At 60.2% G+C, this 21,267-nt stretch carries 20 protein-coding genes; 14 read left to right on the top strand and 6 right to left on the bottom strand.

The features are described from left to right. Nucleotides 1-137 precede the first annotated feature (137 nt). Entirely contained in the window at nt 138-1,058 is a 921-nt protein-coding gene (locus tag DTP52_RS27880) for a histone deacetylase (protein ID WP_109756252.1), read from the bottom strand. Nucleotides 1,059-1,131: 73 nt separating this feature from the next. On the opposite strand from DTP52_RS27880, the gene DTP52_RS27875 reads away from it, so the two are divergent. From DTP52_RS27875 to DTP52_RS27865, 3 genes are all read left to right on the top strand, one after another. Further along, nucleotides 1,132-1,701 carry a GNAT family N-acetyltransferase gene (locus DTP52_RS27875; RefSeq protein ID WP_109756251.1) on the top strand — a complete coding sequence of 190 codons (570 nt, stop codon included), beginning with the start codon at nt 1,132-1,134 and terminating at the stop codon, nt 1,699-1,701. A gap of 104 nt (nt 1,702-1,805) precedes the next feature. Further along, nucleotides 1,806-2,675, top strand: a complete 870-nt coding sequence (gene tesB, locus DTP52_RS27870; protein ID WP_003185696.1) for an acyl-CoA thioesterase II — start codon at nt 1,806-1,808, stop codon at nt 2,673-2,675. Then, nucleotides 2,672-3,265 carry an HAD family hydrolase gene (locus tag DTP52_RS27865; RefSeq protein WP_109756250.1) on the top strand — a complete coding sequence of 198 codons (594 nt, stop codon included), beginning with the start codon at nt 2,672-2,674 and terminating at the stop codon, nt 3,263-3,265. Before tesB ends, DTP52_RS27865 begins: the two co-directional genes overlap by 4 nt. A gap of 143 nt (nt 3,266-3,408) precedes the next feature. Here DTP52_RS27865 and DTP52_RS27860 read toward each other — a convergent pair whose 3' ends face one another. Both DTP52_RS27860 and DTP52_RS27855 read right to left on the bottom strand, forming a co-directional pair. Beyond that, on the bottom strand, nt 3,409-4,356 hold the full coding sequence (locus DTP52_RS27860; protein ID WP_109756249.1) for an alpha/beta hydrolase: 948 nt from the start codon (nt 4,354-4,356) through the stop codon (nt 3,409-3,411). Then, nucleotides 4,357-5,244 (bottom strand): neutral zinc metallopeptidase, encoded by an 888-nt coding sequence (locus tag DTP52_RS27855; RefSeq protein WP_109756248.1) that lies wholly within the window; start codon nt 5,242-5,244, stop codon nt 4,357-4,359. A gap of 212 nt (nt 5,245-5,456) precedes the next feature. Between DTP52_RS27855 and DTP52_RS27850 the strand changes: the two genes are divergently transcribed. From DTP52_RS27850 to DTP52_RS27835, 4 genes are all read left to right on the top strand, one after another. After that, on the top strand, nt 5,457-6,233 hold the full coding sequence (locus DTP52_RS27850; protein WP_109756247.1) for an IclR family transcriptional regulator: 777 nt from the start codon (nt 5,457-5,459) through the stop codon (nt 6,231-6,233). Between the two features lie 54 nt (nt 6,234-6,287). Next, nucleotides 6,288-7,166 (top strand): DMT family transporter, encoded by an 879-nt coding sequence (locus DTP52_RS27845; protein WP_109756246.1) that lies wholly within the window; start codon nt 6,288-6,290, stop codon nt 7,164-7,166. 397 nt (nt 7,167-7,563) lie between these two features. Next, nucleotides 7,564-8,307 (top strand): polyprenyl diphosphate synthase, encoded by a 744-nt coding sequence (gene uppS / locus DTP52_RS27840; protein ID WP_109756245.1) that lies wholly within the window; start codon nt 7,564-7,566, stop codon nt 8,305-8,307. A 26-nt stretch (nt 8,308-8,333) separates the two neighbouring features. Next, the gene (locus DTP52_RS27835; protein ID WP_109756244.1) at nt 8,334-9,368 is read left to right on the top strand and encodes a hypothetical protein; all 1,035 of its coding nucleotides are present in this window, start codon (nt 8,334-8,336) and stop codon (nt 9,366-9,368) included. Between the two features lie 177 nt (nt 9,369-9,545). Here the strand turns inward: DTP52_RS27835 and DTP52_RS27830 are convergent, their stop codons facing one another. Further along, nucleotides 9,546-10,883: an MFS transporter gene (locus tag DTP52_RS27830; RefSeq protein ID WP_109756243.1), complete on the bottom strand. Its 1,338-nt coding sequence runs from the start codon at nt 10,881-10,883 to the stop codon at nt 9,546-9,548. A gap of 270 nt (nt 10,884-11,153) precedes the next feature. On the opposite strand from DTP52_RS27830, the gene quiC reads away from it, so the two are divergent. Then, nucleotides 11,154-13,055 carry a 3-dehydroshikimate dehydratase QuiC gene (gene quiC, locus DTP52_RS27825; RefSeq protein WP_109756242.1) on the top strand — a complete coding sequence of 634 codons (1,902 nt, stop codon included), beginning with the start codon at nt 11,154-11,156 and terminating at the stop codon, nt 13,053-13,055. Between the two features lie 103 nt (nt 13,056-13,158). Next, complete coding sequence (locus DTP52_RS27820; protein WP_109756241.1) at nt 13,159-13,836, top strand: TetR/AcrR family transcriptional regulator; 678 nt, start codon at nt 13,159-13,161, stop codon at nt 13,834-13,836. Nucleotides 13,837-13,868: 32 nt separating this feature from the next. On the opposite strand, the gene DTP52_RS27815 is transcribed toward DTP52_RS27820, so the two are convergent. Further along, nucleotides 13,869-14,720: a shikimate dehydrogenase gene (locus DTP52_RS27815; protein ID WP_370873694.1), complete on the bottom strand. Its 852-nt coding sequence runs from the start codon at nt 14,718-14,720 to the stop codon at nt 13,869-13,871. A gap of 5 nt (nt 14,721-14,725) precedes the next feature. Beyond that, nucleotides 14,726-15,166, bottom strand: coding sequence for a type II 3-dehydroquinate dehydratase (aroQ, locus tag DTP52_RS27810; RefSeq protein WP_109756239.1), 441 nt, complete (start codon nt 15,164-15,166; stop codon nt 14,726-14,728). 304 nt (nt 15,167-15,470) lie between these two features. On the opposite strand from aroQ, the gene idi reads away from it, so the two are divergent. The 5 genes from idi to ispG are packed head-to-tail and all read left to right on the top strand — an operon-like array spanning nt 15,471 to nt 21,257. Beyond that, nucleotides 15,471-16,037: an isopentenyl-diphosphate Delta-isomerase gene (gene idi, locus DTP52_RS27805; RefSeq protein ID WP_109756238.1), complete on the top strand. Its 567-nt coding sequence runs from the start codon at nt 15,471-15,473 to the stop codon at nt 16,035-16,037. Nucleotides 16,038-16,048: 11 nt separating this feature from the next. Further along, the gene (locus DTP52_RS27800) at nt 16,049-16,969 is read left to right on the top strand and encodes a polyprenyl synthetase family protein (protein WP_109756237.1); all 921 of its coding nucleotides are present in this window, start codon (nt 16,049-16,051) and stop codon (nt 16,967-16,969) included. 22 nt (nt 16,970-16,991) lie between these two features. Continuing rightward, nucleotides 16,992-18,926, top strand: a complete 1,935-nt coding sequence (gene dxs / locus DTP52_RS27795) for a 1-deoxy-D-xylulose-5-phosphate synthase (protein ID WP_109756236.1) — start codon at nt 16,992-16,994, stop codon at nt 18,924-18,926. 46 nt (nt 18,927-18,972) lie between these two features. Continuing rightward, complete coding sequence (locus DTP52_RS27790) at nt 18,973-19,956, top strand: hypothetical protein (RefSeq protein ID WP_146206890.1); 984 nt, start codon at nt 18,973-18,975, stop codon at nt 19,954-19,956. After that, nucleotides 19,953-21,257 carry a flavodoxin-dependent (E)-4-hydroxy-3-methylbut-2-enyl-diphosphate synthase gene (gene ispG / locus DTP52_RS27785; protein ID WP_109756234.1) on the top strand — a complete coding sequence of 435 codons (1,305 nt, stop codon included), beginning with the start codon at nt 19,953-19,955 and terminating at the stop codon, nt 21,255-21,257. The genes DTP52_RS27790 and ispG overlap by 4 nt, the downstream gene beginning before the upstream one ends. Nucleotides 21,258-21,267 lie beyond the last annotated feature (10 nt).

The following is a 21,267-nucleotide window of genomic DNA, read 5'->3' as shown; positions in this document are numbered from 1 at the left end:
CAGTAGGTAGGTGCTCTTGAGAGCTGATCAAAAAACAACCAGGACTGCGCAAGCTATAGTCAACACAGCCTGTAGGCCGTTTCGCTCAGGTTATCCACAGGCCGGCCCACAGGCATTGTGGGTAACGCGCCCAGCGTTCAATGACAACCTGATGACGCCCAGACCTTTTGTGCGCTGTGGTGCAGGATCCCATGGCGACGGGCCAGGGCCTGGCGGTCCTTGCTGTAGCCGCCGCCGATCACGCCGACCACCGGGATGTCGCGCCCCAGGCAATGGCGCATGACCCTCTCGTCCCGGGCGGCGAGGCCTTCGTCGGTCAGCTTCAGGTAACCGAGGGCGTCGTCCTTGTGGACATCGACGCCGGCGTCATACAGCACCAGGTCGGGCTGGTAGAGCGGCAGCAAGTAGTTGAGCGCATCGTCCACCACGTTCAGGTAAGCAGCGTCGCCCATGCCCATGGGCAGGGGGATGTCCCAGTCGCTTTGGGCCTTGCGTGCGGGGAAATTCTTTTCGCAGTGCAAGGAAACTGTCACGGCATCGGGGGTGTCATGGAGTATTCGAGCGGTGCCGTCGCCCTGATGTACATCGCAATCGAAAATCAGCACCCGCGAGACCCGACCGCTGGCCAGGAAATAGCGACTGATCACTGCCAGGTCGTTGAAAATGCAGAACCCGGCCGGGTGGTCGTAATGGGCGTGATGGGTGCCGCCGGCCAAGTGACAGGCCAGACCGTGCTCAAGGGCCTGTTCGGCGGCCAGGAGCGAACCACCCACGGCGCGTACCGTACGGCGGGCCAGGGCTTCGCTCCAGGGCAGGCCGAGTCGCCGTTGGTCTTCGCGGGACAACTCGCCGCCCATGTAGCGTTCGATATAGGCACGGTCGTGGGCCAGGGCGAGAATGTCCGGCGGACACAGCGACGGGCGCAGCAGGTCGGCGTTGCGGGTCAGGCCGCTGTCGACCAGGTGATCGCGCAGCAGGCGAAACTTATCCATGGGGAAACGATGTTCCGCCGGGAATTCGGGACTGTAGTCTTCGTGATAGATCAGTGGCAGCGGCATGGTGTTTTCAGTGGTGATTATGTGACGGATCCTACCAGCGTTGTAGACTCTGGGGCATGGAAGGGGAGTGAAGATGGAGCCGATACTGGAACTGGAAAGCGCACGGCTGCTGTTGCGGCAGTGGCGTGACGAGGACTTGCCGGAATTTGCCGCCATGTGCGCAGACCCACAGGTGATGCGTTATTTCCCCGCGCCCTTGAGCCGCCTGGAAAGCGCCGCCCTGATCGGTCGCGTGCGTGGGCATTTCGCCGAGCATGGTTTTGGTTTGTGGGCCCTGGAGCGCAAGGACACCGGGGCCTTCATTGGCTTTACCGGGCTCGGTGTGGTCGGGTTCGACGCGCCGTTCACACCGGCCATCGAGATCGGCTGGCGTCTGGCGCGGGAGCACTGGGGGCTGGGCTATGCCAGCGAGGCGGCGTGGACCGCACTGCGCTGTGCCTTCGACCAGTTGTTGCTGGACGAAGTGGTGGCGTTCACCGCTGTGGATAACCTGCCGTCGCAAAAGGTCATGCAGGCCATTGGCATGCAGCACGACCCGGCTGACGACTTCGAACACCCAAAGCTCGCGGTCGCGGATCCATTGCGTCACCATGTGCTCTATCGCATCAACCGTGAACAGTGGCTACAGACCCTGCACGGTTAGCCGACACGGACGTTTACAATGCCCGCCACAATGGCTCGGGCCAACAATCGATCCACCGCCGCAGCGCAGACTGCGCGGTGTTGCGCTGTGTGAGGAAAGTCTGAATGAGCCACGTGTTGGAAGATCTGGTCGACCTGCTGACCCTGGAACCGATCGAAGAGAACCTGTTTCGCGGTCGCAGCCAGGACCTGGGGTTCCGTCAGTTGTTCGGTGGCCAAGTGCTGGGTCAGTCGTTGTCGGCGGCCAGCCAGACCGTGGAGGAGGCGCGTCATGTGCACTCAATGCACGGTTATTTCCTGCGTCCGGGTGATGCCGCACTGCCGGTGGTCTACCAGGTGGACCGGGTGCGTGATGGCGGCAGTTTCAGCACCCGCCGGGTGACGGCGATCCAGAAGGGCAACCCGATTTTCACCTGCAGTGCGTCGTTCCAGTATGACGAACAGGGCTTTGAGCACCAGAGCAGCATGCCGCAAGTCGTCGGGCCGGAGAACCTGCCGTCCGAGTTGGAGCTGACCCAGCAGCGCGCGCACCTGTTGCCTGAGCACATGCGCGAAAAACTGCTGTGCCCCAAGCCGATCGAGGTGCGCCCGGTCACCGAAAAAGACCCTTACAACCCGCAACCGGCCGATCCGATCAAGTACGTGTGGTTCCGCGCCGATGGCGCCCTGGCCGATTCGCCAGCGTTGCACAAATACCTGCTGGCCTACGCCTCGGACTTCGGCCTGTTGACCACTTCGCTGCTGCCCCACGGCAAATCGGTGTGGCACAAGGATATGCAGGTCGCCAGCCTCGACCACGCCTTGTGGTTCCACGCCGACCTGCGCGCCGATGACTGGTTGCTCTACGCGATGGACAGCCCGTGGGCTGGCAATTCCCGCGGGTTTTCCCGTGGTAGCGTGTTCAATCGCGCCGGGCAACTGGTGGCCTCGGTGACCCAGGAAGGCTTGATCCGCCACCGCAAGGACTGGGCATGAGCCTGGCCGACGTTCGACACTGGGTATTCGACATGGACGGCACGCTGACCATCGCCGTGCATGATTTCGCGGCGATCCGCGTGGCCCTGGCGATTCCGGCCGAAGATGACATCCTCACCCACCTGGCGGCGTTGCCGGCCGATGAAGCCGCGGCCAAGCATGCCTGGCTGCTGGAGCACGAACGGGACCTGGCGTTGGGCTCCAAGCCCGCACCGGGGGCGGTCGAGTTGGTGCGCGAACTGGCGGCGCGTGGCGTTCGCCTGGGGATCCTGACCCGCAACGCCCGCGAGCTGGCCCACGTGACCCTTGAAGCCATCGGCCTGGCGGACTGTTTCGCCGTGGAAGATGTGCTGGGCCGCGACGAAGCACCGCCCAAGCCTCATCCCGGTGGCCTGTTGAAACTGGCCGAGGCCTGGAACGTGGCACCTGAGACGATGGTGATGGTCGGTGACTACCGTTTCGACCTGGACTGCGGGCGTGCTGCTGGGGCGCGGACAGTGCTGGTGAACCTGCCGGACAATCCATGGCCGAAGCTGACGGATTGGCATGCGCGCGATTGTGTCGAGTTGCGGCGGATGCTTTTGGCTTGAGGGTTGTATTGTCTGATCGATCGTTATCGCGAGCAGGCTTGCTCCCACAAGGGGATTTCTGTTGATCGCAAAATTTGTGTCCACACCAGATCTACTGTGGGAGCGAGCCTGCTCGCGATGAGGTTCTGGCATTCGCTAAAAACTCACTGACCAAACAACACCCTCAACCCCTCAGGCGAAGTCAGCATCCCATCCCCGTTATGCCCCACCCCCGGCACTTCGATCAGCCGCTGGTTCAACCCCTCGGGATGACGCCGGGTCAGGTAGTCGAAAAAGAAATGCCCGCGCAGTAACCGATACGGCCCCTGGGTCTGCGCTTCGCAGCCCTTATCCAGCGCCGGATGCTCCGGGTCGACGTCCAGTTGCCCGAGCAGATAAACGATGTCGCGCTTGACGTAGTTATCTTCCAGTTGCGCGGGCATTTGCCCCGCCGCGTAGGCGGGCAAGTTCTGCAGGCCATATTTCCAGTGGTTGAAGCCAGGGCAACTGGCAGGGTCGAAAGCCATGGGGCGTTGGGCATCGAAGTAGGCATAGGACGACGGGTTGGCGATGACAAAGCGTGGCTCTATCCGATATTGACCGTGGGCGAGCAGGGCATAACGCTGCACGACCTGGGCGCCGCCGGAATGGCCGGCGATGACGATTTCTTTCACTTCGGGAAACTGCTGCCGGTCACTGACGCGCGCAACGATGTCGTCCAGAACCTGGTAGGAACTGACCGGATTGGGCCCTGTGGACAGGCCTCCGGCCATCCAGTCGTTGCCGTGCCAGCGCAGGACGTCATTGGGTAGCGTGTGGCGAGCCACGTCCTGCTCATTGAGGAACTGCGGGGCGATGATCAGGGTGGTGCCCAGTTGCCCGGCCTGCCCGGCAGCCTTTTCGGCGCTGTGCAGATAGGTGTCGGCATTGCGCAGCCGACCGTGGAGGATGATCAGCACACGCTGGATAGACGCCGGGGGCGGGCTCACGGCGACGGCCATGGCGCCGCCTTTGAGTTGCAGGCGCCCTTGGGCGACCACCTTGACGCTGTGTTCCTCGGCCTGGGCCACGGCGCAGCACAGCACCAGCCCGATCAATGCTCCCCACTTCATCTACAGGTTTTTCGCCGCGAACGTGTCGCACTGGCTGACCTGGCCCTGGGCGAAGCCGGTCTTGAACCAGCGCACTCGTTGTGCCGAAGTGCCATGGGTGAAGGAGTCCGGTACCACGCGGCCCTGGCCTTGTTGCTGCAAGCGGTCATCACCGATGGCATTGGCGGCGTTCAAGGCCTCCTCGATGTCCCCCGGCTCCAGCCAGTTCAGGCGTTTTTGCGCATGGTTGGCCCACACGCCGGCCAGGCAGTCGGCTTGCAACTCCTGACGTACCAATAAGCCTCCATCACCTTCCATCTGCCGACCTTGTTGTCGGGCTTCCTGGATTTTCGCCGACACGCCGAGCAGGGTCTGCACATGGTGTCCGACTTCGTGGGCGATGACGTAGGCCTGGGCGAAGTCCCCGGCGGCAGCGAAGCGTTGGGACATTTCCTTGAAGAAGCTCATGTCCAGGTAAACCTGGCGATCGGCCGGGCAATAGAACGGACCGGTCGCCGAAGAGGCGAGACCGCAGGCCGAGTTGACCCGACCGCTGAACAACACCAGTTTCGGTTGTTGGTATTGGCGTCCGGCTTGCTGGAAGACCTGGCCCCAGGTGTCTTCGGTGTCGCCGAGGATCGAGCGCACGAATTCGGCCTGTTCATCGTTGGCCGGTGGCGCCTGGCGGGTTTGTGAGGAGGTGGGCGCAGAGGTCTGGTCCATCTGCCCGGCCAGTTGTCCGAGAATCTGCATCGGATCCTGGCCGGTGATCCAGCCAATGCCGACGATCAGAATGATGGCCGTCAGGCTCAAGCCCTTGCCGCCGCCGAAGCGCATCCCGCCACCGCCCCCACCGTCACCGCGAGCGTCCACCACGTTGTCACTGCGGCGACCTTTTTTCCATAACATGTGGGCGTTCCTCTGATTGACCGGAGTGTCACTGTACTGCCGTTGCGGTGAGTCTAGCTTTTGGGGCGTCAGGATGCGCGTGGCGCCTGAGCTTTCAGGCAATCATCGCGGGGTTTGGTTCATCAGGGCATGAATGAATGGCTCACCGGTTCCAGAATTTGAATTACACTTTGCATATTCTGGAACTTGCGAACATTACATCTGGATCTCTCATGGCCGGCAGTCAAATCGAACGGGTTTTCAATGTGCTGGAAAGCCTCGCCAGCGATCCTCGCGGGTGGCCGCTGCTCGGCTTGGCCGAACAGTTGCAGATCCCCAAGAGTGCCACCCATCGTTTGCTCGCCGAACTGATGCGCCTGGGCTATGTGCGCCAGAACCCCGAGAACCTGCGTTATCACTTGTCGACCCGCCTGGTTGCCATGGGTTTTCGCTATCTGTCGCGAAGCGGTGCCGACATCGTGCAGCCAGTGCTCGATCGCCTGGCACGGGAAACGGGTGAACTGGTGCGCCTGGGTGTCATCGAAGGGGAGTGCCAGACCTGGATCGCCAAGTCTCAGGGGGCCCGTTCCGGCTTGCGCTACGACCCGGACATGGGGCGTGAGACGCCGTTGTTCTATACCGCGTCGGGCCATGCCTGGCTGGCGTGCATGAGTGATGCCGAGGCGTTGGCGCTGGTGGCGCGCCAGGCCGTGCAAATGCCGGCGGACGCCGGGCCGAACGCGCCACGCAGCAAGGCTGAACTGCTCCAGTACTTGCACCAGGCTCGTGAGCAAGGCTATGCCTGTGTCGAGGAAAGCTCGGCGATCGGCACGTCGGCCATTGCCGCTGTGGTCCGTCATCCATTGGATGGCCGGGTCATAGGTGTGCTGAGTGTTGCCGGGCCCAGCGCACGGATGACTCGAGCGCGGTTGCATGAGCTGGCACCGACCTTGCTGGCGTTTGCCTCGGAGTTGTCGCAAGCCAGCCAGGCCTCGGAGTTGTTCAGCTGAATCCACGGTCGCAGATATTGGTTCTTCCCTACACACGCAACGCAGGATTCCTACATGACCGTCAGCACCCCGCTTTCCGGCGTCAATCAGGCCTTCAAGGGCATCCTGCTTATTCTCTGTGCGACGTTCCTGTTCTCCAGCCATGACGCACTGTCGAAATATCTCTCGGGTTTCTATCCGATCATCATGGTGGTGTGGGCCCGATACGTGGTGCATACGTTACTGATGGCAGGTATTTTCCTGCCGCGCTCGGGGCTGCGGGTCCTGCGGACCAAGCGTCCTCTGTGGCAACTGGCCCGGGCCCTGTGCCTGCTGGGGACCAGCCTGTTCTTCACCACGGCCCTGATGTATATCCCGTTGGCCGAGGCGACCGCGGTCAACTTCCTGGCCCCGGTGCTGGTCACCGCGCTGTCGGTGCCATTGTTGGGCGAGCATGTGACGCGTGGCCAATGGATCGCTGTGATCTTCGGTTTTATCGGGGTGTTGATCATCGTCCATCCGGGCGGGGATCTGTTTACGCCGGCGGTGTTGTTGCCGTTCTGTTCGGCGCTGTTTTTCTGCTTCTACCAGTTGCTCACGCGCAAGCTCAGTGAGATCGACAGCCCGACCACCAGCAACTTCTTCGCCGGCCTGTGCAATACGTTGGTGATGAGTGCACTGGTGCCGTTCTTCTGGCAGGTGCCGAGCCTGTTGCACGGGGCGATGATGCTGGCGCTGGGGGCCTGCGGGATGACGGCGCACCTGATGCTGACCCAGGCCTTCCGCTTTGCCGCCCCGGCGCTGCTCGCGCCGTTCGGGTACTGCCAGATCGTGTTTGCCGGGTTGCTGGGCTGGTTGCTGTTCAACCACACGCCGACACTGACCACGGTGGTGGGTATCGCTCTGATTTGCTTGAGTGGGCTGGCGGCGGCGTGGCAACAGCGGCGGAGCTAACGCGGACTGTGGGGGATCGATTGTGATTTCTGTGATAGGTAACTTACGTTGGAGTTAAAATGATATCCGGGCGTTTTTTGTCCAGGGTGCAGATATCCAATGATTAATTTATAAGTGCCAAGTGTCACTCATTAGTTGGTGATTACAGTTTTAGATTGTTTGGTGATTGAGGTGGATACGAAAAGCTCTAACGGGTCGCTGCATTACTAATGTTATGCCGGAAATATTATTTTGATATAAGTCAGTTGTGTTTCTTGAAAAAGTTTTATAAAAAACTGTTATTTTCTACAGTAGTCAGAGTTGCTTTCAACCCACACCATTCGGCGACAGGGCTCGTTTCCTAGTTGGGTAATCTAATCCGGCCGTTTACCTAGGGGATCCAAAGAGAGCATCATTCATGTTCGGAAATCATGCTGCGGCGTCTAGTGAGTTATCGAACTACAGCCATCCTCCTTTACAGCATCTCGCTGTGATCCTGGATGGTAATCGGCGCTGGGCAGAGAGACGCGCTTTGCCAGTGGTCGAAGGGTATCGTCAGGGAGGGAGGACCGTTGTTGAGCTTCTTAACTGGTGCGATGCTTGCCGTATACCCCGAGTTACTCTATGGCCCCTATCATTGGAAAATCTCAAGCGTGACCCGAAAGAGGTTGCCGCGTTGCTGGGTGTGATTGTCGATGTAATTCATGCGTTGGCTGCTATTGGCCGCTGGCGCCTGAGCTTCGTCGGTCAGCTTTGTAAATTGCCTACCTCAGTTATTCAAGCCATCGAAAAGGCACAGGGCACTGCGCGGATTGGAAGCGGAATGTATGTAGACATCGCTATTGCATACAATGGTCGAGATGAAATTGTCTCCGCGTTCAAGAGTATCTTGCTCGAGAGTATGGCTGCTGGATCGCTTGCGCAGTTGGCCGAGACCTTGAGTCTAGAAGATATAAACACTCACCTTTACAGCGCTGGAAAGCCAGACCCTGACCTGATCATTCGCACATCTGGTGAACATCGCCTATCAGGGTTCATGCCTTGGCAGAGTACGTATTCTGAATTTCATTTTTCGTCCGTTTGCTGGCCAGAGTTCGGTAAGGACGACTTTGATGCAGCCATCAATAGCTATCTGCAAAGACAGCGACGGTTTGGCGCATAAACTCACTGTTTTCAGGCGTACTTGTCATGAATACGATGAACAAGCTGATGCTCCCGCGATTGAACTACCCCTTCGTCGCAGAGATTCATCCCCGATCGAGCCAGGTGGAAGACGGCATGGTTCGCTGGATGGTGGGATTTGGGTTGCTGGCGGACCCGGACCTCGCGCGTGCCATTCAATTCGGTCGTTTTGGCGAATTCACCAGCCGTGAATACCCAACTGCGACCGATGACGGATTGCAGTTGATAACCGATATTTTCGGCTGGTTATTTGCGCTGGATGACATGGTTGGAGATACCGGTATGTTTGGCCAAAGTCCTGCTCATCTGAGCCGATTTTTTCTATGGGTACGGGAGATTATGGATCGCTCGAGTTCAACCCAGCATGACGCGCTCGGCGCGCTGATAATCGAAAATTGCACCATTGAGCAAGTTCACCTTTGCCAGGCGCTTGGATCGGCAACCGCGAATATTTGGCAAAGGATGGAAGCGTGCTGCTCGCCGCCCCAATACATGCGATGCGTTGAGGCAGCGACCTATTATTTTTTTGGATTGATATGGGAGGCCGGTTGGCATTCGCTCCGCTGCACACCAAGTGCAACGGAATATCTCGTGGGAAGACGCTTCACGACTGCAACGCCTTTCGGCCTGGCTTTACAAGACGTCGCAGCAGGCTACGAAGTGCCTCCAATGGAGTATCACCGAATTGACATTCGCGAACTCAACGCGCTCGTTACCCTCATTACTGCGCTGTGCAATGATATTTTTTCGTTTCCCAAAGAGCGAGATGAACCGCGGGTAATAGCCCTCAACTTTCCTGCAGTGCTCATCGAGCATGAGGGCGCGCGGGCGCAGGAAGCGCTGGAGAGAACAGCACAATTGCATAATCAATTGATTGAACAGTACCTCACCCTGGAGGCCGCCGCGCGCCACGGTGCTAGCCCTCAGTTGCTGCGCTTCCTGGCGGCAATGCGGTCGAAAATGAGAGGGCATTACGACTGGGCACGTCATTCGCCACGTTACCGACTCGAACATTACTTCACTGGGCTGGATATGACTTGATGCAACGCCAGACCCTCCGCCGTCGCAGCTGTACGCGGGTTAGCAAACCGGTCAACAGGAAAATCAGCGCACCCCCATGACCAAATGCCACTAACGCCATCTATCAAATGTGGGAGAGGGCTTGCCCGGGCAAGCCTTGCTCCCACAGTGGGATGAATAACTCTGGGCTGACCGGTATCAGTTTTCCAGCGTCGGCACCTTGCGCGGCGCCATGAAGTACAGCCAGGTCAGGGCAATGAAGTACATCGCCGGAATCAGCGTGAACAGCACGGTGTAGTTGTTATTGGTGATCGTCAGGATGTGGCCCACCAGTTGGGTCATGAACATCCCGCCGATGGCCGCGCACATGCCGCCGAAGCCGAACACCGTGCTCATCATGTGCTTGGGCGTGTAGTCCATCACCAGGCTCCAGATGTTGGCAGTCCAGGCCTGGTGCGCGCCGATGGCCAGGGAAATGGCAAACACCGCCATCCACAGGTTGCTTGCGCCGGCCGCCATGATCACGCCGATGATGCAGCAGGCGAACAGCAGCATGGACACCAGTCGCGCCTTGATCGGATTGAGGCCGCGACCGATCAGGAACGAAGACAGGATGCCGCCGCCCACGCTGCCGAAGTCGGCGGTGAGGTAGATGATGATCAACGGAATACCCATCTGGGTCACGTTGATGCCCAGGTTGTATTGCTGGTTCAGGAACGGCGGCAACCAATACAGGTAGAACCAGAACACCGGTGCGGTGATCGAGTAGGCCAGGGCGAACGCCCAGGTACCACGCATGCGCAGGATCCGGGAGAAGGGCACGCGGACCTGGTCTGGCTCGTCCTGGGCCTGGATGTAGTCCAGTTCCGACTGTTTGACGCGGGGATGATCTTCCGGGTTGAAGTATTTCAGGCCCCAGAACAGTAGCCAGATCCCGCCCAGCGCGGCCATGCACAGGAACGCGGCCTGCCAGCCCCATACGTGCAGGACCAGCGGCAGCAGCATCGGGGTGAACATCGCGCCGACGTTGGTCCCAGCGTTGAAAATGCCAGTGGCCACCGCCCGTTCACCGGCCGGGAACCACAGCCGCGTGGTCTTCACGCAGGCCGGGTAGTTGGCAGCTTCGGTCAGGCCCAGGATAAAGCGGCAGACCATGAAGCCCACCGCCGAGGTGGCCAGGCCGTGGGCGCCGGTCGCCAGGCTCCAGAGCAGCACGGCGCAGAAGAACACGCGCTTGACGCCGATCCGGTCGATCAGCCGCCCTTGCAACACGAAGCCGACGGCATAACCGACCTGGAACCAGAAGTTGATGTTGGCGTAATCCATCGCCGTCCAGCTCATCTCCTTGGCAAGAATCGGCTGCATCACGCCCAGGGCGGCGCGGTCGATGTAGTTCAGGGTGGTGGCAAAAAACACCAGGGCGAGCATGCCCCAACGGGTCTTGCCTACGGCCATGGCGCCGCGGATCTTGTCACCGATGCCACTGGTCGAGACACCCAGGCCGGGGGCCAGGCGGGAGCTTTGGGAAGGAATCATAGCGGGTACCCGTTTTTGAAATTCTTATGGTTGGTCTGGGTCTGTCCATTGATGCCGGCGGCCAGGGCCTGCGTCAATGTGGGAGCGATGGTGCGCAGTGAGCAAAAAATCGTCAATTCGGCAATCGGCATTTTGTTCGATAATCGCCCAAAAAACTAACTGGATGGTACATATTAAATTGCTGAAAGAAACCGGCAGCTCAATAATCGGCTGACTCTTTAAAAAGCGGCGCACCTTTTGTAGCCGATGCCTGTCCCGGGAGCCGAAGTCATGCAGCGTTCCATTGCCACCGTGTCCTTGAGCGGTACCTTGCCGGAAAAACTCGAAGCCATTGCCGCCGCCGGTTTTGACGGGGTGGAAATCTTCGAGAACGACCTTCTCTATTACGATGGCAGCCCTCGGGAAATCAGGCAGATGTGCGCCGATCTGGGCATTGCCATCACCTTGTTCCAACCGTTTCGTGACTTCGAAGGCTGCCGCCGCGATCGCCTGGCGCGCAACCTGGAGCGCGCCGAGCGCAAGTTCGACCTGATGCAGGAGCTGGGCACCGATCTGGTGCTGGTGTGCAGCAACGCCTCGGCCGACAGCGTCGGTGATGAACAGATCCTGGTCGATGACCTGCGCTTGCTCGCCGAACGCGCCGGTGCGCGTGGCTTGCGTATCGGTTACGAAGCGCTGGCCTGGGGGCGGCACGTCAATACGTATCAACAGGTCTGGAACATCGTGCGCCAGGCCGATCACCCCAGCCTCGGCGTGTTGCTCGACAGCTTCCACACCTTGTCCCTCAAGGGCGATCCGAGTGCGATTGCCGAGATCCCCGGCGAGAAAATTTTCTTCGTACAAATGGCCGACGCGCCGATCCTGGCGATGGATGTGCTGGAGTGGAGTCGGCATTTCCGCTGCTTCCCCGGGCAGGGTGAATTCGATTTGCCTGGCTTCCTGGCGCCGATCATCAAGAGCGGCTACACCGGGCCGTTGTCCCTGGAAATCTTCAACGACGGCTTCCGCGCCGCGCCGCCACGGGCCAATGCCGCCGACGGTCTGCGCTCGCTGCTGTACCTGGAAGAAAAGACCCGCCAGCGCCTGGCCGAAGAAGCGCCGTCCACCGGCAATGCCGATATCCTTTTCGCCACACCGCCGGCGAGTGAATACAACGGCATCGAGTTTCTCGAGTTTGCTGTGGACGATAACCTCGGCGCCAAACTGTCCCATTGGCTGGAGCGGCTGGGCTTCGTCAAGGCCGGTCAGCATCGCTCCAAGAATGTGAGCCTGCTGCGCCAGGGCGATATCAACCTGATCCTCAACACTGAGCCGTATTCCTTCGCCCACAGCTTTTTCGAAGCCCACGGACCGTCGTTGTGCGCCACTGCCGTGCGGGTGAAAAACAGCGCCAGTGCCCTGGAACGGGCGGTGGCCTACAAGGGTCAGCCTTATCGCGGGTTGGTGGGCCCCAACGAACTGGAACTGGCGGCGGTGCGTGCCCCGGACGGCAGCCTGATCTACCTGGTGGATCAGGAAGCCGACGTTTACGGCACCGATTTCAACTTGCAGCCCGGTGCCGTGATTGGCGCCGGACTCAAGCGCATCGACCACATGGCAATGGCGCTGCCGGCCGACAGCCTCGACAGTTGGGTGCTGTTCTACAAGAGCCTGCTGGATTTCGAGGCCGATGACGAAGTCGTCTTGCCCGACCCTTATGGCCTGGTAAAAAGCCGTGCGTTGCGTAGCCGCTGCAGTTCGATCCGCTTGCCGCTGAACATTTCCGAGAACCGCAATACCGCGATCTCACACGCACTGTCGAGTTATCGCGGTTCGGGGGTGCATCACATCGCTTTCGACTGCGACGACATCTTCGCCCAGGTCAGCCGTGCCAAGGAAGCTGGTGTGCCGTTGCTGGACATCCCGCTCAACTACTACGACGACCTGGCGGCGCGGTTCGATTTCGATGATGAGTTTCTCAGCGAGCTGGCGTATTTCAACGTGCTGTACGACCGCGACGCCCAGGGTGGCGAGCTGTTTCACGTCTACACCGAGCCGTTCGAGGGGCGGTTTTTCTTTGAAATCATCCAACGCAAGAACGGTTATGCCGGTTACGGCGCGGCCAACGTTGCGGTGCGCCTGGCGGCCATGGCCAAGTCCCGCAGCGGTGGCTTGCGGCACGCCAAGTTGTAGGGAAATCGTAAATGCGGCGGTAAAGGGCAATGCCGTGGCTTCCTTCACTGCACGGTGCGGCCCATAATCGCCAGCCTGTGCAGTGATGGCCGTGAGCCCCGCAATGACTATGAATCCAGAGCTTTCCGCAGCGCTCGACGAACCCGTCGCCACGCCGCGCAAGAGTCGCAAGAACAACCCGGAGAAGACCCGGGAGAACATTCTTCAGGAAGCCATCGTCGAGTTCGTCCAGCAAGGCCTGGCTGGCGCCCGGGTCGACGCCATCGCCGAGCGCATCCACACCTCCAAGCGCATGATCTACTATTACTTCGGCAGCAAGGAGCAGTTGTACGTCGAGGTGCTGGAAAAACTCTACGGGGATATCCGCACCACCGAGAGTCGTCTGCACCTGGCCGAGCTGGCCCCGGTCGACGCGATCCGGCGCCTGGTGGAGTTCACCTTCGACCACCATGACCGTAATGTGGATTTCGTGCGCATTGTCTGCATCGAGAACATCCACAACGCCGAATACGTGAAGCAGTCAGGCGCGATCAAGGCGATGACCAATACCATCCTCGATTCCCTGGGCGTGATCCTGCGGCGCGGTGCTGAAGAGGGCGTGTTCCGTCCTGATCTCCAACCCCTGGACGTGCACTTGCTTATCAGTTCTTTCTGCTTTTACCGTGTGTCCAACCGCCAGACGTTCGGCGAGATCTTTCAGATCGACCTGTCGGATGAAGCGGTCAAGCAGCGGCATCGGCGGTTGGTTTGTGAGTCGGTGTTGAGATACTTGCAGGCCTGATTCTGGAAACCTTGTGGGAGTATCACTAGACCTTAATGATTCATGCTCTGGAAATGCGCCAGCATCCGTTGTGCATCCGGCGCCACGCCGCTGAACAGTTCGAACGCCTTCACCGCCTGGAACACGGCCATGTTGCCACCGTCCAGCGTGCGGCAGCCGAGGGCACGGGCGTTGCGCAGCAGTTCGGTTTCCAGTGGGAAGTAGACGATTTCCGCGACCCACAACTCGCCCCGCAACAGCTCGACCGGTACCGGCATGCCCGGCAGTTTTGCCATGCCCATGGGCGTGGTGTTCACCAGGCCGTCGGCATCGGCCATGGCGCTGGCCAAGTCATGCCCGGCCCGGGCGCGGCCTGCGCCGAAGTGTTGGTTGAGGTTATTAGCCAGGGCCTCGGCACGGCTGACTTCGACGTCAAAAATGCTCAGCGTCTGCACGCCTTCTGCCAGTAGCGCATGGGCCACCGCCGCGCCAGCGCCACCGGCGCCCATCTGGACCACGCGCTGGCGCGCCACATCTCCCAGGCCGCGCCGAAAACCTTCGGCGAACCCCAGGCAGTCGGTGTTGTGGCCAATGCGTTTGCCATTCTTGAGCACCACGGTATTCACCGCGCCAATGCCCCGGGCCTCCGGTGACAGTTCGTCCAGCAATGGGATGATCGCCTGCTTGCAGGGAAAGGTAATGTTCAGGCCGGTGAAGTCCATGCGCTCGGCGGCCTTGAGCAAATCGGGCAGGGCGCCGCTGTCGAGTTTCAGCGCGTCGAGGTCGATCAGCCGATAGAGGTAGCGCATGCCCTGGGCATCGCCTTCACGCTCATGCAGCGCCGGTGTGCGAGACGCCTGGATGCCCGCACCGATCAGGCCGGCCAGCACAGTGATATTCGACATGCTCATCAACCCTTCAAACGCTGACTGAAATGTTCCAGGGCCATGCGATAACCATGGCTGCCAAACCCGCACATCACGCCGATGGCGACCGATGAGACGAAGGAGTGGTGGCGAAAGGTTTCCCGAGCGTGGACGTTGGACAGGTGGACTTCGATGACCGGCACTTCGCTGGCCACCAGGGCGTCGCGGATTGCCACCGAGGTGTGGGTCCAGGCTGCCGGGTTGATGACGATGCCGGCGCATCGGCCGCGTGCGCCATGCACCCAGTCGAGCAACTCGCTTTCCTGATTGGTCTGGCGAAACTCCACCGCCAGGCCGAATTCTTCAGCAGCACGGCCGCACAGTGCCGAGATGTCGGCGAGGGTTTCGTGGCCATAAGTTGCCGGCTCGCGGGTGCCGAGCAGGTTCAGGTTCGGGCCGTTGAGCACCAGAACGATAGGCGGCATCGGGATATCTCCATTGTTATTGTGAGCTCGACGGATGGCCGTTGGCTTTTCAGGAGATAAAATGTACCAGTCGGTTAATTTGGTCAATTCGATCGATGAGTACGCTACGACAAAGCTGTTCGGTAATCGAACGTTGGAGTGTCGATGCCCATAAGACGAACGGCGTGGCAACAGGCCTTTTTAAGCTTGCGCCCAACCGGACACGGGCTAGAGTTAAACGACGTTGTTTAATAAAGTCTGAATTTCCCTACGCATTCTGGTCTGCAGTTCTGTCCAGTGGTGAAGACCTTATGGAGTCCGAGCCGTGGAAGAAACACTCATTCTGGTGGATGAGGATGATTGCGAAACCGGTAGTGCGCACAAGTTGTTCATCCATCAACAAGGCCTGCGACATCGGGCGTTCTCGATCTTTATCTTTGACGAGTACGGCCGTTTGCTGTTGCAGCAACGCGCCCTTGGCAAATATCACTCCCAAGGCCTGTGGACCAATACCTGTTGCGGGCATCCACGCCTGGGCGAACAGATCCACGCCGCCGCACAAAGACGTTTGTTCGAAGAGATGGGGCTGAGCTGTCCGCTGAAGAAGGTGGCGTCGCTGCTCTATCGAGAACAGGTATCGGACGATCTGGTCGAGCATGAGTTCGACCATCTGTTTGTGGGGACCTGCGATACTTCACCGATTGCCAATCCCGATGAAGCCCTGGCCTGGGAGTGGGTGCTGCTGTCCGATATTCCCGGGTGCATCGCCGCTGCGCCCGATAGATATACGGTCTGGTTTCGCAAGATCTTCGACACCTACACCCTTGCGGGTATCCGAGCCTGGCAAGCGCTGTCTGTCGATATTCCCTCAATCGGCCATCTGGCCCTTTAGGGCTCATCATCATGCAGAGCGCATACGACACGTTGGCGACGGAGGGTGCCCAGCTCGCCTTTGGCTTTTGGAGGCTGGCGGTGCTGGATCGACTCGAGCGTCAACTCGATGCTCAATTGCCGTGTGTATCAACGCCTCCCATCCGGCTGCATGAAGCCATGCGCTACGCAGCCCTGGGTGGAGGAAAACGGCTGCGCCCATTGTTGTGCCAGGCCAGTGGCGTCGCCCTTGGGGCGGATCGACAGGTTTTGGACACGGTCGGCGCGGCGGTGGAAATGGTCCATGTCAACTCCCTGGTGTATGACGATTTGCCGGCCATGGACGACGATAGCCTGCGCCATGGCCGGCCCAGCGTACATATTCAATTCGACGAGGCCACCGCCATCCTGACCGGCAGCGCATTGTTGATGCAGGCATTCATGACCTTGCGGCACGCACCGGTCTCTTGCGCCCGGCAAGTCTTGTTGATGGAGGAGCTCGCCCGCGCGGCCGGCCCGGACGGCTTGTGTGGCGGACAGATGTTCGATCTGGACAGCCTCGGCACCGTGATCGATATCCCGGCCCTGAATCTGATGCACCGGATGAAGACCGGGGCGCTGATCCGTGCGGCGGTACGCATGGGCGCGCTCTGTGCCGAGCCGGTTGATGCGGATCTCGATGCGCTGGATCGCTACGCGGCAGCTGTAGGCCTGGCATTCCAGATCGTCGATGACATTCTCGATGCCACCCAGGACTCGGCAACGCTGGGAAAAACCGCCGGCAAGGATGCGCAAGACCATAAACCCACCTATGTCTCGGTGTTTGGTCTGGAGCCCTCGCGCCGCCTGGCCTGGCAGTTGAACGAGCAAGCCCATGCCGCTTTGACCTGCTTCGGTGCCCGGGCGTTCTATTTACGTGAGCTGGCTGACTTGATCGTCAAACGCTTGCACTGAGGCAGGAAAAAGGGAACCCGACATGTTCGAGCTACTGAGTACCATCGACAGCCCCGGCGATTTACGCGCTTTGCATCCCCGGGCGCTCGGTGCGGTTGCCGATGAGTTGCGCGCTTTTATCCTTCACAGTGTTTCCAGAACCGGCGGGCACCTGTCGGCCAATCTGGGCAGCGTGGAGCTGGCTGTTGCGCTGCACTATGTGTTCGATACACCGCATGACCGGGTCGTCTGGGATGTAGGTCATCAATCCTATCCGCACAAGATATTGACCGGTCGGCGCGAGGCCATGGCCAGCATCCGCCAATGGGGCGGGATATCCGGTTTTCCCCGGCGCCAGGAATCCGAGTATGACTGCTTCGGAACGGCCCATTCCAGTACCTCGATTTCTGCGGCATTAGGCATGGCACTCGGGGCACGGAGCAAGGGCGAACATCGGCACAGCATTGCGGTGATTGGCGACGGTGCCCTGAGTGGTGGCATGGCCTATGAGGCGATGAATAATGCCGGCCTGCATGCGGATCTGCCGTTCCTGGTCATTCTCAACGATAACGATATGTCGATTTCTGCCTCCGTCGGGGCGCTGCGTCTCTATTTGGGCAAACTGACCGCTCATTGCTGCACGAGCTCGGTCGGTGGTGGCATCAAGCGGATCCTGCGCGATGAGTCGCCCCGGGATGAGCGGGGCCGGCGACTGGAGGCACAACGCGCGGATATGACGGTGTCGGCGACCCTGTTCCAGGCCCTGGGCTTCAATTACACCGGCCCCGTCGACGGTCACGACCTGGATGAACTGATCCCGGCCTTGCAACTGCTCAAGGACCTGCGAGGCCCGCAATTACTGCACATCGTCACCGAGAAGGGGCACGGCTACAGTCCGGCGGCGATTGATCCGGTGCTCTACCACGGGCCGGGTAAATTCAATCCGGAACAGGGCCTCCTGCCTGGTCTCCCAGGGAAGCAGAGCTACACCCAAGTGTTTGGCCACTGGCTGTGCGACGAAGCCGAGCGCGACCCGCGGGTCATGGCGATCACCCCGGCCATGCGTGAGGGCTCGGGCCTTGAGGAGTTCGAACGACGCTTCCCCGAGCGGTATTTCGATGTCGGGATCGCCGAACAACATGCCCTGACCTTCGCCGCTGGTCTGGCGACCGAAGGCTTGAAACCGGTGGTCGCGATCTACTCGACCTTTCTGCAGCGCGCCTACGATCAACTGATTCACGATATCGCGATCCAGAACCTGCCGGTGGTATTGGCCGTCGACCGGGCCGGGATTGTCGGGGCGGACGGCGCCACTCATACCGGGGCGTTCGATATCGCCTATCTGCGCTGCGTGCCCAATCTGGTCATCATGGCTCCGGCGGACGAGAACGAGTGTCGCCAGATGCTGCACACCGCCTTGCTCCAGGATGGACCGGTGGCGGTGCGTTATCCCCGTGGCGCGGGCCCTGGCCGCATCGCGAAAAACGAGCTCAATGTCCTGCCTCTGGGCAAGGGCGAAATCCGCCGGCAGTCGAGCCGCAGCCAGGGCGAACGAATCGCCATCCTCGCCTTCGGCTCGATGTTGATGCCCAGCCTTGCGGCCGCCTTGGAGCTGGATGCAAGCGTCGCCAATATGCGCTTTGTCAAACCTTTGGATATCGACCTGGTAGAGGCGCTGGCATGCAGCCACGATTTGCTGGTGACGATTGAGGAGGGCTGCGTGAAAGGTGGCGCCGGGGCGGCGTGTCTCGAGCATCTGGCGGCTTCGGGCATTCCCCGGCAGGTGTTGCAGTTGGGTTTCGACGATCAATTTATCGAGCATGGTGCATCCGAACAGTTGATGGCGGCCCGTGGCCTGGACGCCCAGGGCATCATCACCTCGATCAGGCTCTTCCAAGAACAGCTTGCGCTGTTGCAGCCGCTGGCTCTGCCGGTGCTCAGTGTCGGCGGGCACAGCTTGATCGGTCGACAATCATGAAGATTGTCCTGGCAGTCATAAAGTAAGTACTTCAAGGAGTGGCCACATGTCCGCCTTCGTTCTTCCTCCACTGTCCCTGCCGTTCTCGTTACGCATCAATCCTCATCACGATGTTGCTGAAGAGGCCTCTCGGTCATGGTTCCGCTCGATGGGATTCGACCACCTGGAAGGGGTCATGCATGAGTATGAAAGTAATCGCTCCTGTGACCTGGTGGCCAGGGCGTTTCCAGACGCCGGGCCGCTCGAGTTGGAGCACCTGACCAACCTGGTTTTCTGGATGTTCCTGCTCGATGATGGGTTGGACCAAGGGGCATTGAGTCTGTCGAGCGACGAGGGACGCAAGAGGCTGGAGCGGATGTTCTCCCTGCTCAGTGCTCCGGCTGGCGAGGCGCGTCCGCAAACCCCTCTCGAGCGTTCGGGCGTGCTGATGATTGCGCCGATGCTCGAGGCCATGACTGGGGAGGGTGGGCGGCGCTTGCTCGAAGAGATCAGAATGTTGTTCAGCTGGGTTGCACACGAGGTGCAAAGACGTTCCTGCGCAGAACTCCCCGATCTATTGGCCTATGCCCACCAGCGCCGTTTCACCTCGGCGGCGAGGGTCGTATTCAGGGCCGGTGAATACGCCAACCACGCCGAAGTCCCCGCGGTCTTCCACCAAAGCCGACTGTTCGAAACGCTGCAAGACAGCGCCACTGATGTGATCACGCTGGTCAACGATCTGATTTCCTATGAGAAGGAAGCCGAGTATGGCGAGATCAATAACTATGTGGTGGTTTGCCAGCAGTTGCTGGGCTCGTCCATCGACGACGCGGTGGCCTTTCTCCTAGCATTGCTCGATGCGCGTCTCCAATGCTTTCAACGGGAGCGCAAGCGGGTCGCGGGGTTTATCGAGAAACACACTTTTTCGAATGACGAACGGCAGGCGATCCGGCGTTATGTGCAAATGTTGGAGGATTGGATGAGCGCCAATCTGGACTGGTCGTTGCGGGTGCCTCGCTACAATGACCTGCGCAACGGGCCTCGACGATGAACGCCAATATTGCCCGACGTAAAACCCGCCAGGTCTGTATCGGCCCCCTGACCATGGGCAGCGGCAGTCCGATAGTAGTCCAGGCGATGACCAATACCGATACCGCCGATGCCCGGGCTACGGCGGCGCAGGTCGAGCAACTGGCATTGGCCGGCGCCGAACTGGTACGGATCACGGTGAACGGTCATGAGGCGGCCTCCCAGGTCGCGAAGATTCGCGAGCTGTTGGATGCCCGTGATATCAAGGTTCCGCTGGTCGGCGATTTTCATTTCAATGGCCACCGCCTGCTGGCGGCCTATCCCGAGTGTGCCCAGGCGTTGGGCAAGTACCGGATCAACCCGGGCAATGTCGGCAAGGGTACGAGGCGCGACGAACAGTTCTGCGAAATGATTGAAATGGCCTGTCGCCATGGCAAGCCCGTACGCATCGGGGTCAACTGGGGCAGCCTGGACCCAGAGTTGCTGGCGCGGATGATGGACAGTAACGCGGCGCTCGCTACGCCGTTAGCGGCCGATGCGGTGATGCGTGAAGCCCTGGTGGTCTCGGCGCTGGAGAGTGCGCAGCGGGCCATCGAGGTCGGCCTGCCGGCGGAGCGGATCGTGTTGTCGGCCAAGGTCAGTCATGTACAGGACCTGATCGCCGTGTACCGCAACCTGGCCGCGCGCTGCGATTTTGCCTTGCACCTGGGGCTGACCGAGGCCGGCATGGGTTCCAAGGGCATCGTCGCCTCGTCCACCGCCCTGGCTGTGCTGCTGCAGGAGGGCATCGGCGACACTTTACGCATTTCCCTCACCCCCGAACCCGGCGGCGAACGTACCCGCGAAGTGCTGGTGGCCCAGCAGATCCTGCAAACCATGGGCTTGCGGGCCTTTACCCCCTCGGTGGTGGCCTGTCCCGGTTGTGGGCGTACCAGCAGCCATTTTTTTCAGGAGCTGGCCCAGCAGATCGAAGATTATCTGCGCCAGCAAATGCCAATCTGGAAAAACCGCTTCAACGGTATCGAGCATTTGCAGGTGGCCGTCATGGGTTGTGTGGTCAACGGCCCGGGGGAAAGTCGCCTGGCGGATATCGGCATTTCCCTGCCGGGGGCCGGCGAACACCCCTCGGCCCCGGTGTACATGGATGGCGAACGGGTGTTGACGCTTAAGGGCAAAACGATCGCCAAGGAGTTCACCCAGCTCCTGGATGCCTACGTGGCAGCTCGCTATGGAGGGGAGGAACAGGCGCGGCAGACACTGTCCGAGTTGCTCAAGGCTTACGCTGCCGCCCCCCGTGAGCTGATTGCCCATGGCAAACAATAGCCAGGGAGAC

Origin of the sequence: Pseudomonas sp. 43mfcvi1.1 (genome assembly GCF_900115935.1) — a bacterium.
Lineage (GTDB): Bacteria > Pseudomonadota > Gammaproteobacteria > Pseudomonadales > Pseudomonadaceae > Aquipseudomonas > Aquipseudomonas bijieensis.
Note: the sequence above shows the minus strand (reverse complement) of the source record. Positions and strands in the feature narration are given on the sequence as shown.

What these genes read in the sequence shown, in the direction of transcription:
- DTP52_RS27845 (WP_109756246.1), top strand. Translation starts at nt 6,288, where the DNA reads ATGACCGTCAGCACCCCGCTTTCCGGCGTCAATCAGGCCTTCAAGGGC.
- DTP52_RS27860 (WP_109756249.1), bottom strand. Translation starts at nt 4,356, where the DNA reads ATGAAGTGGGGAGCATTGATCGGGCTGGTGCTGTGCTGCGCCGTGGCC.
- DTP52_RS27830 (WP_109756243.1), bottom strand. Translation starts at nt 10,883, where the DNA reads ATGATTCCTTCCCAAAGCTCCCGCCTGGCCCCCGGCCTGGGTGTCTCG.
- DTP52_RS27855 (WP_109756248.1), bottom strand. Translation starts at nt 5,244, where the DNA reads ATGTTATGGAAAAAAGGTCGCCGCAGTGACAACGTGGTGGACGCTCGC.
- DTP52_RS27850 (WP_109756247.1), top strand. Translation starts at nt 5,457, where the DNA reads ATGGCCGGCAGTCAAATCGAACGGGTTTTCAATGTGCTGGAAAGCCTC.
- dxs (WP_109756236.1), top strand. Translation starts at nt 16,992, where the DNA reads ATGTTCGAGCTACTGAGTACCATCGACAGCCCCGGCGATTTACGCGCT.
- DTP52_RS27820 (WP_109756241.1), top strand. Translation starts at nt 13,159, where the DNA reads ATGACTATGAATCCAGAGCTTTCCGCAGCGCTCGACGAACCCGTCGCC.
- quiC (WP_109756242.1), top strand. Translation starts at nt 11,154, where the DNA reads ATGCAGCGTTCCATTGCCACCGTGTCCTTGAGCGGTACCTTGCCGGAA.
- DTP52_RS27800 (WP_109756237.1), top strand. Translation starts at nt 16,049, where the DNA reads ATGCAGAGCGCATACGACACGTTGGCGACGGAGGGTGCCCAGCTCGCC.
- DTP52_RS27815 (WP_370873694.1), bottom strand. Translation starts at nt 14,720, where the DNA reads ATGTCGAATATCACTGTGCTGGCCGGCCTGATCGGTGCGGGCATCCAG.
- tesB (WP_003185696.1), top strand. Translation starts at nt 1,806, where the DNA reads ATGAGCCACGTGTTGGAAGATCTGGTCGACCTGCTGACCCTGGAACCG.
- DTP52_RS27865 (WP_109756250.1), top strand. Translation starts at nt 2,672, where the DNA reads ATGAGCCTGGCCGACGTTCGACACTGGGTATTCGACATGGACGGCACG.
- DTP52_RS27835 (WP_109756244.1), top strand. Translation starts at nt 8,334, where the DNA reads ATGAATACGATGAACAAGCTGATGCTCCCGCGATTGAACTACCCCTTC.
- ispG (WP_109756234.1), top strand. Translation starts at nt 19,953, where the DNA reads ATGAACGCCAATATTGCCCGACGTAAAACCCGCCAGGTCTGTATCGGC.
- DTP52_RS27880 (WP_109756252.1), bottom strand. Translation starts at nt 1,058, where the DNA reads ATGCCGCTGCCACTGATCTATCACGAAGACTACAGTCCCGAATTCCCG.
- uppS (WP_109756245.1), top strand. Translation starts at nt 7,564, where the DNA reads ATGTTCGGAAATCATGCTGCGGCGTCTAGTGAGTTATCGAACTACAGC.
- DTP52_RS27790 (WP_146206890.1), top strand. Translation starts at nt 18,973, where the DNA reads ATGTCCGCCTTCGTTCTTCCTCCACTGTCCCTGCCGTTCTCGTTACGC.
- aroQ (WP_109756239.1), bottom strand. Translation starts at nt 15,166, where the DNA reads ATGCCGCCTATCGTTCTGGTGCTCAACGGCCCGAACCTGAACCTGCTC.
- DTP52_RS27875 (WP_109756251.1), top strand. Translation starts at nt 1,132, where the DNA reads ATGGAGCCGATACTGGAACTGGAAAGCGCACGGCTGCTGTTGCGGCAG.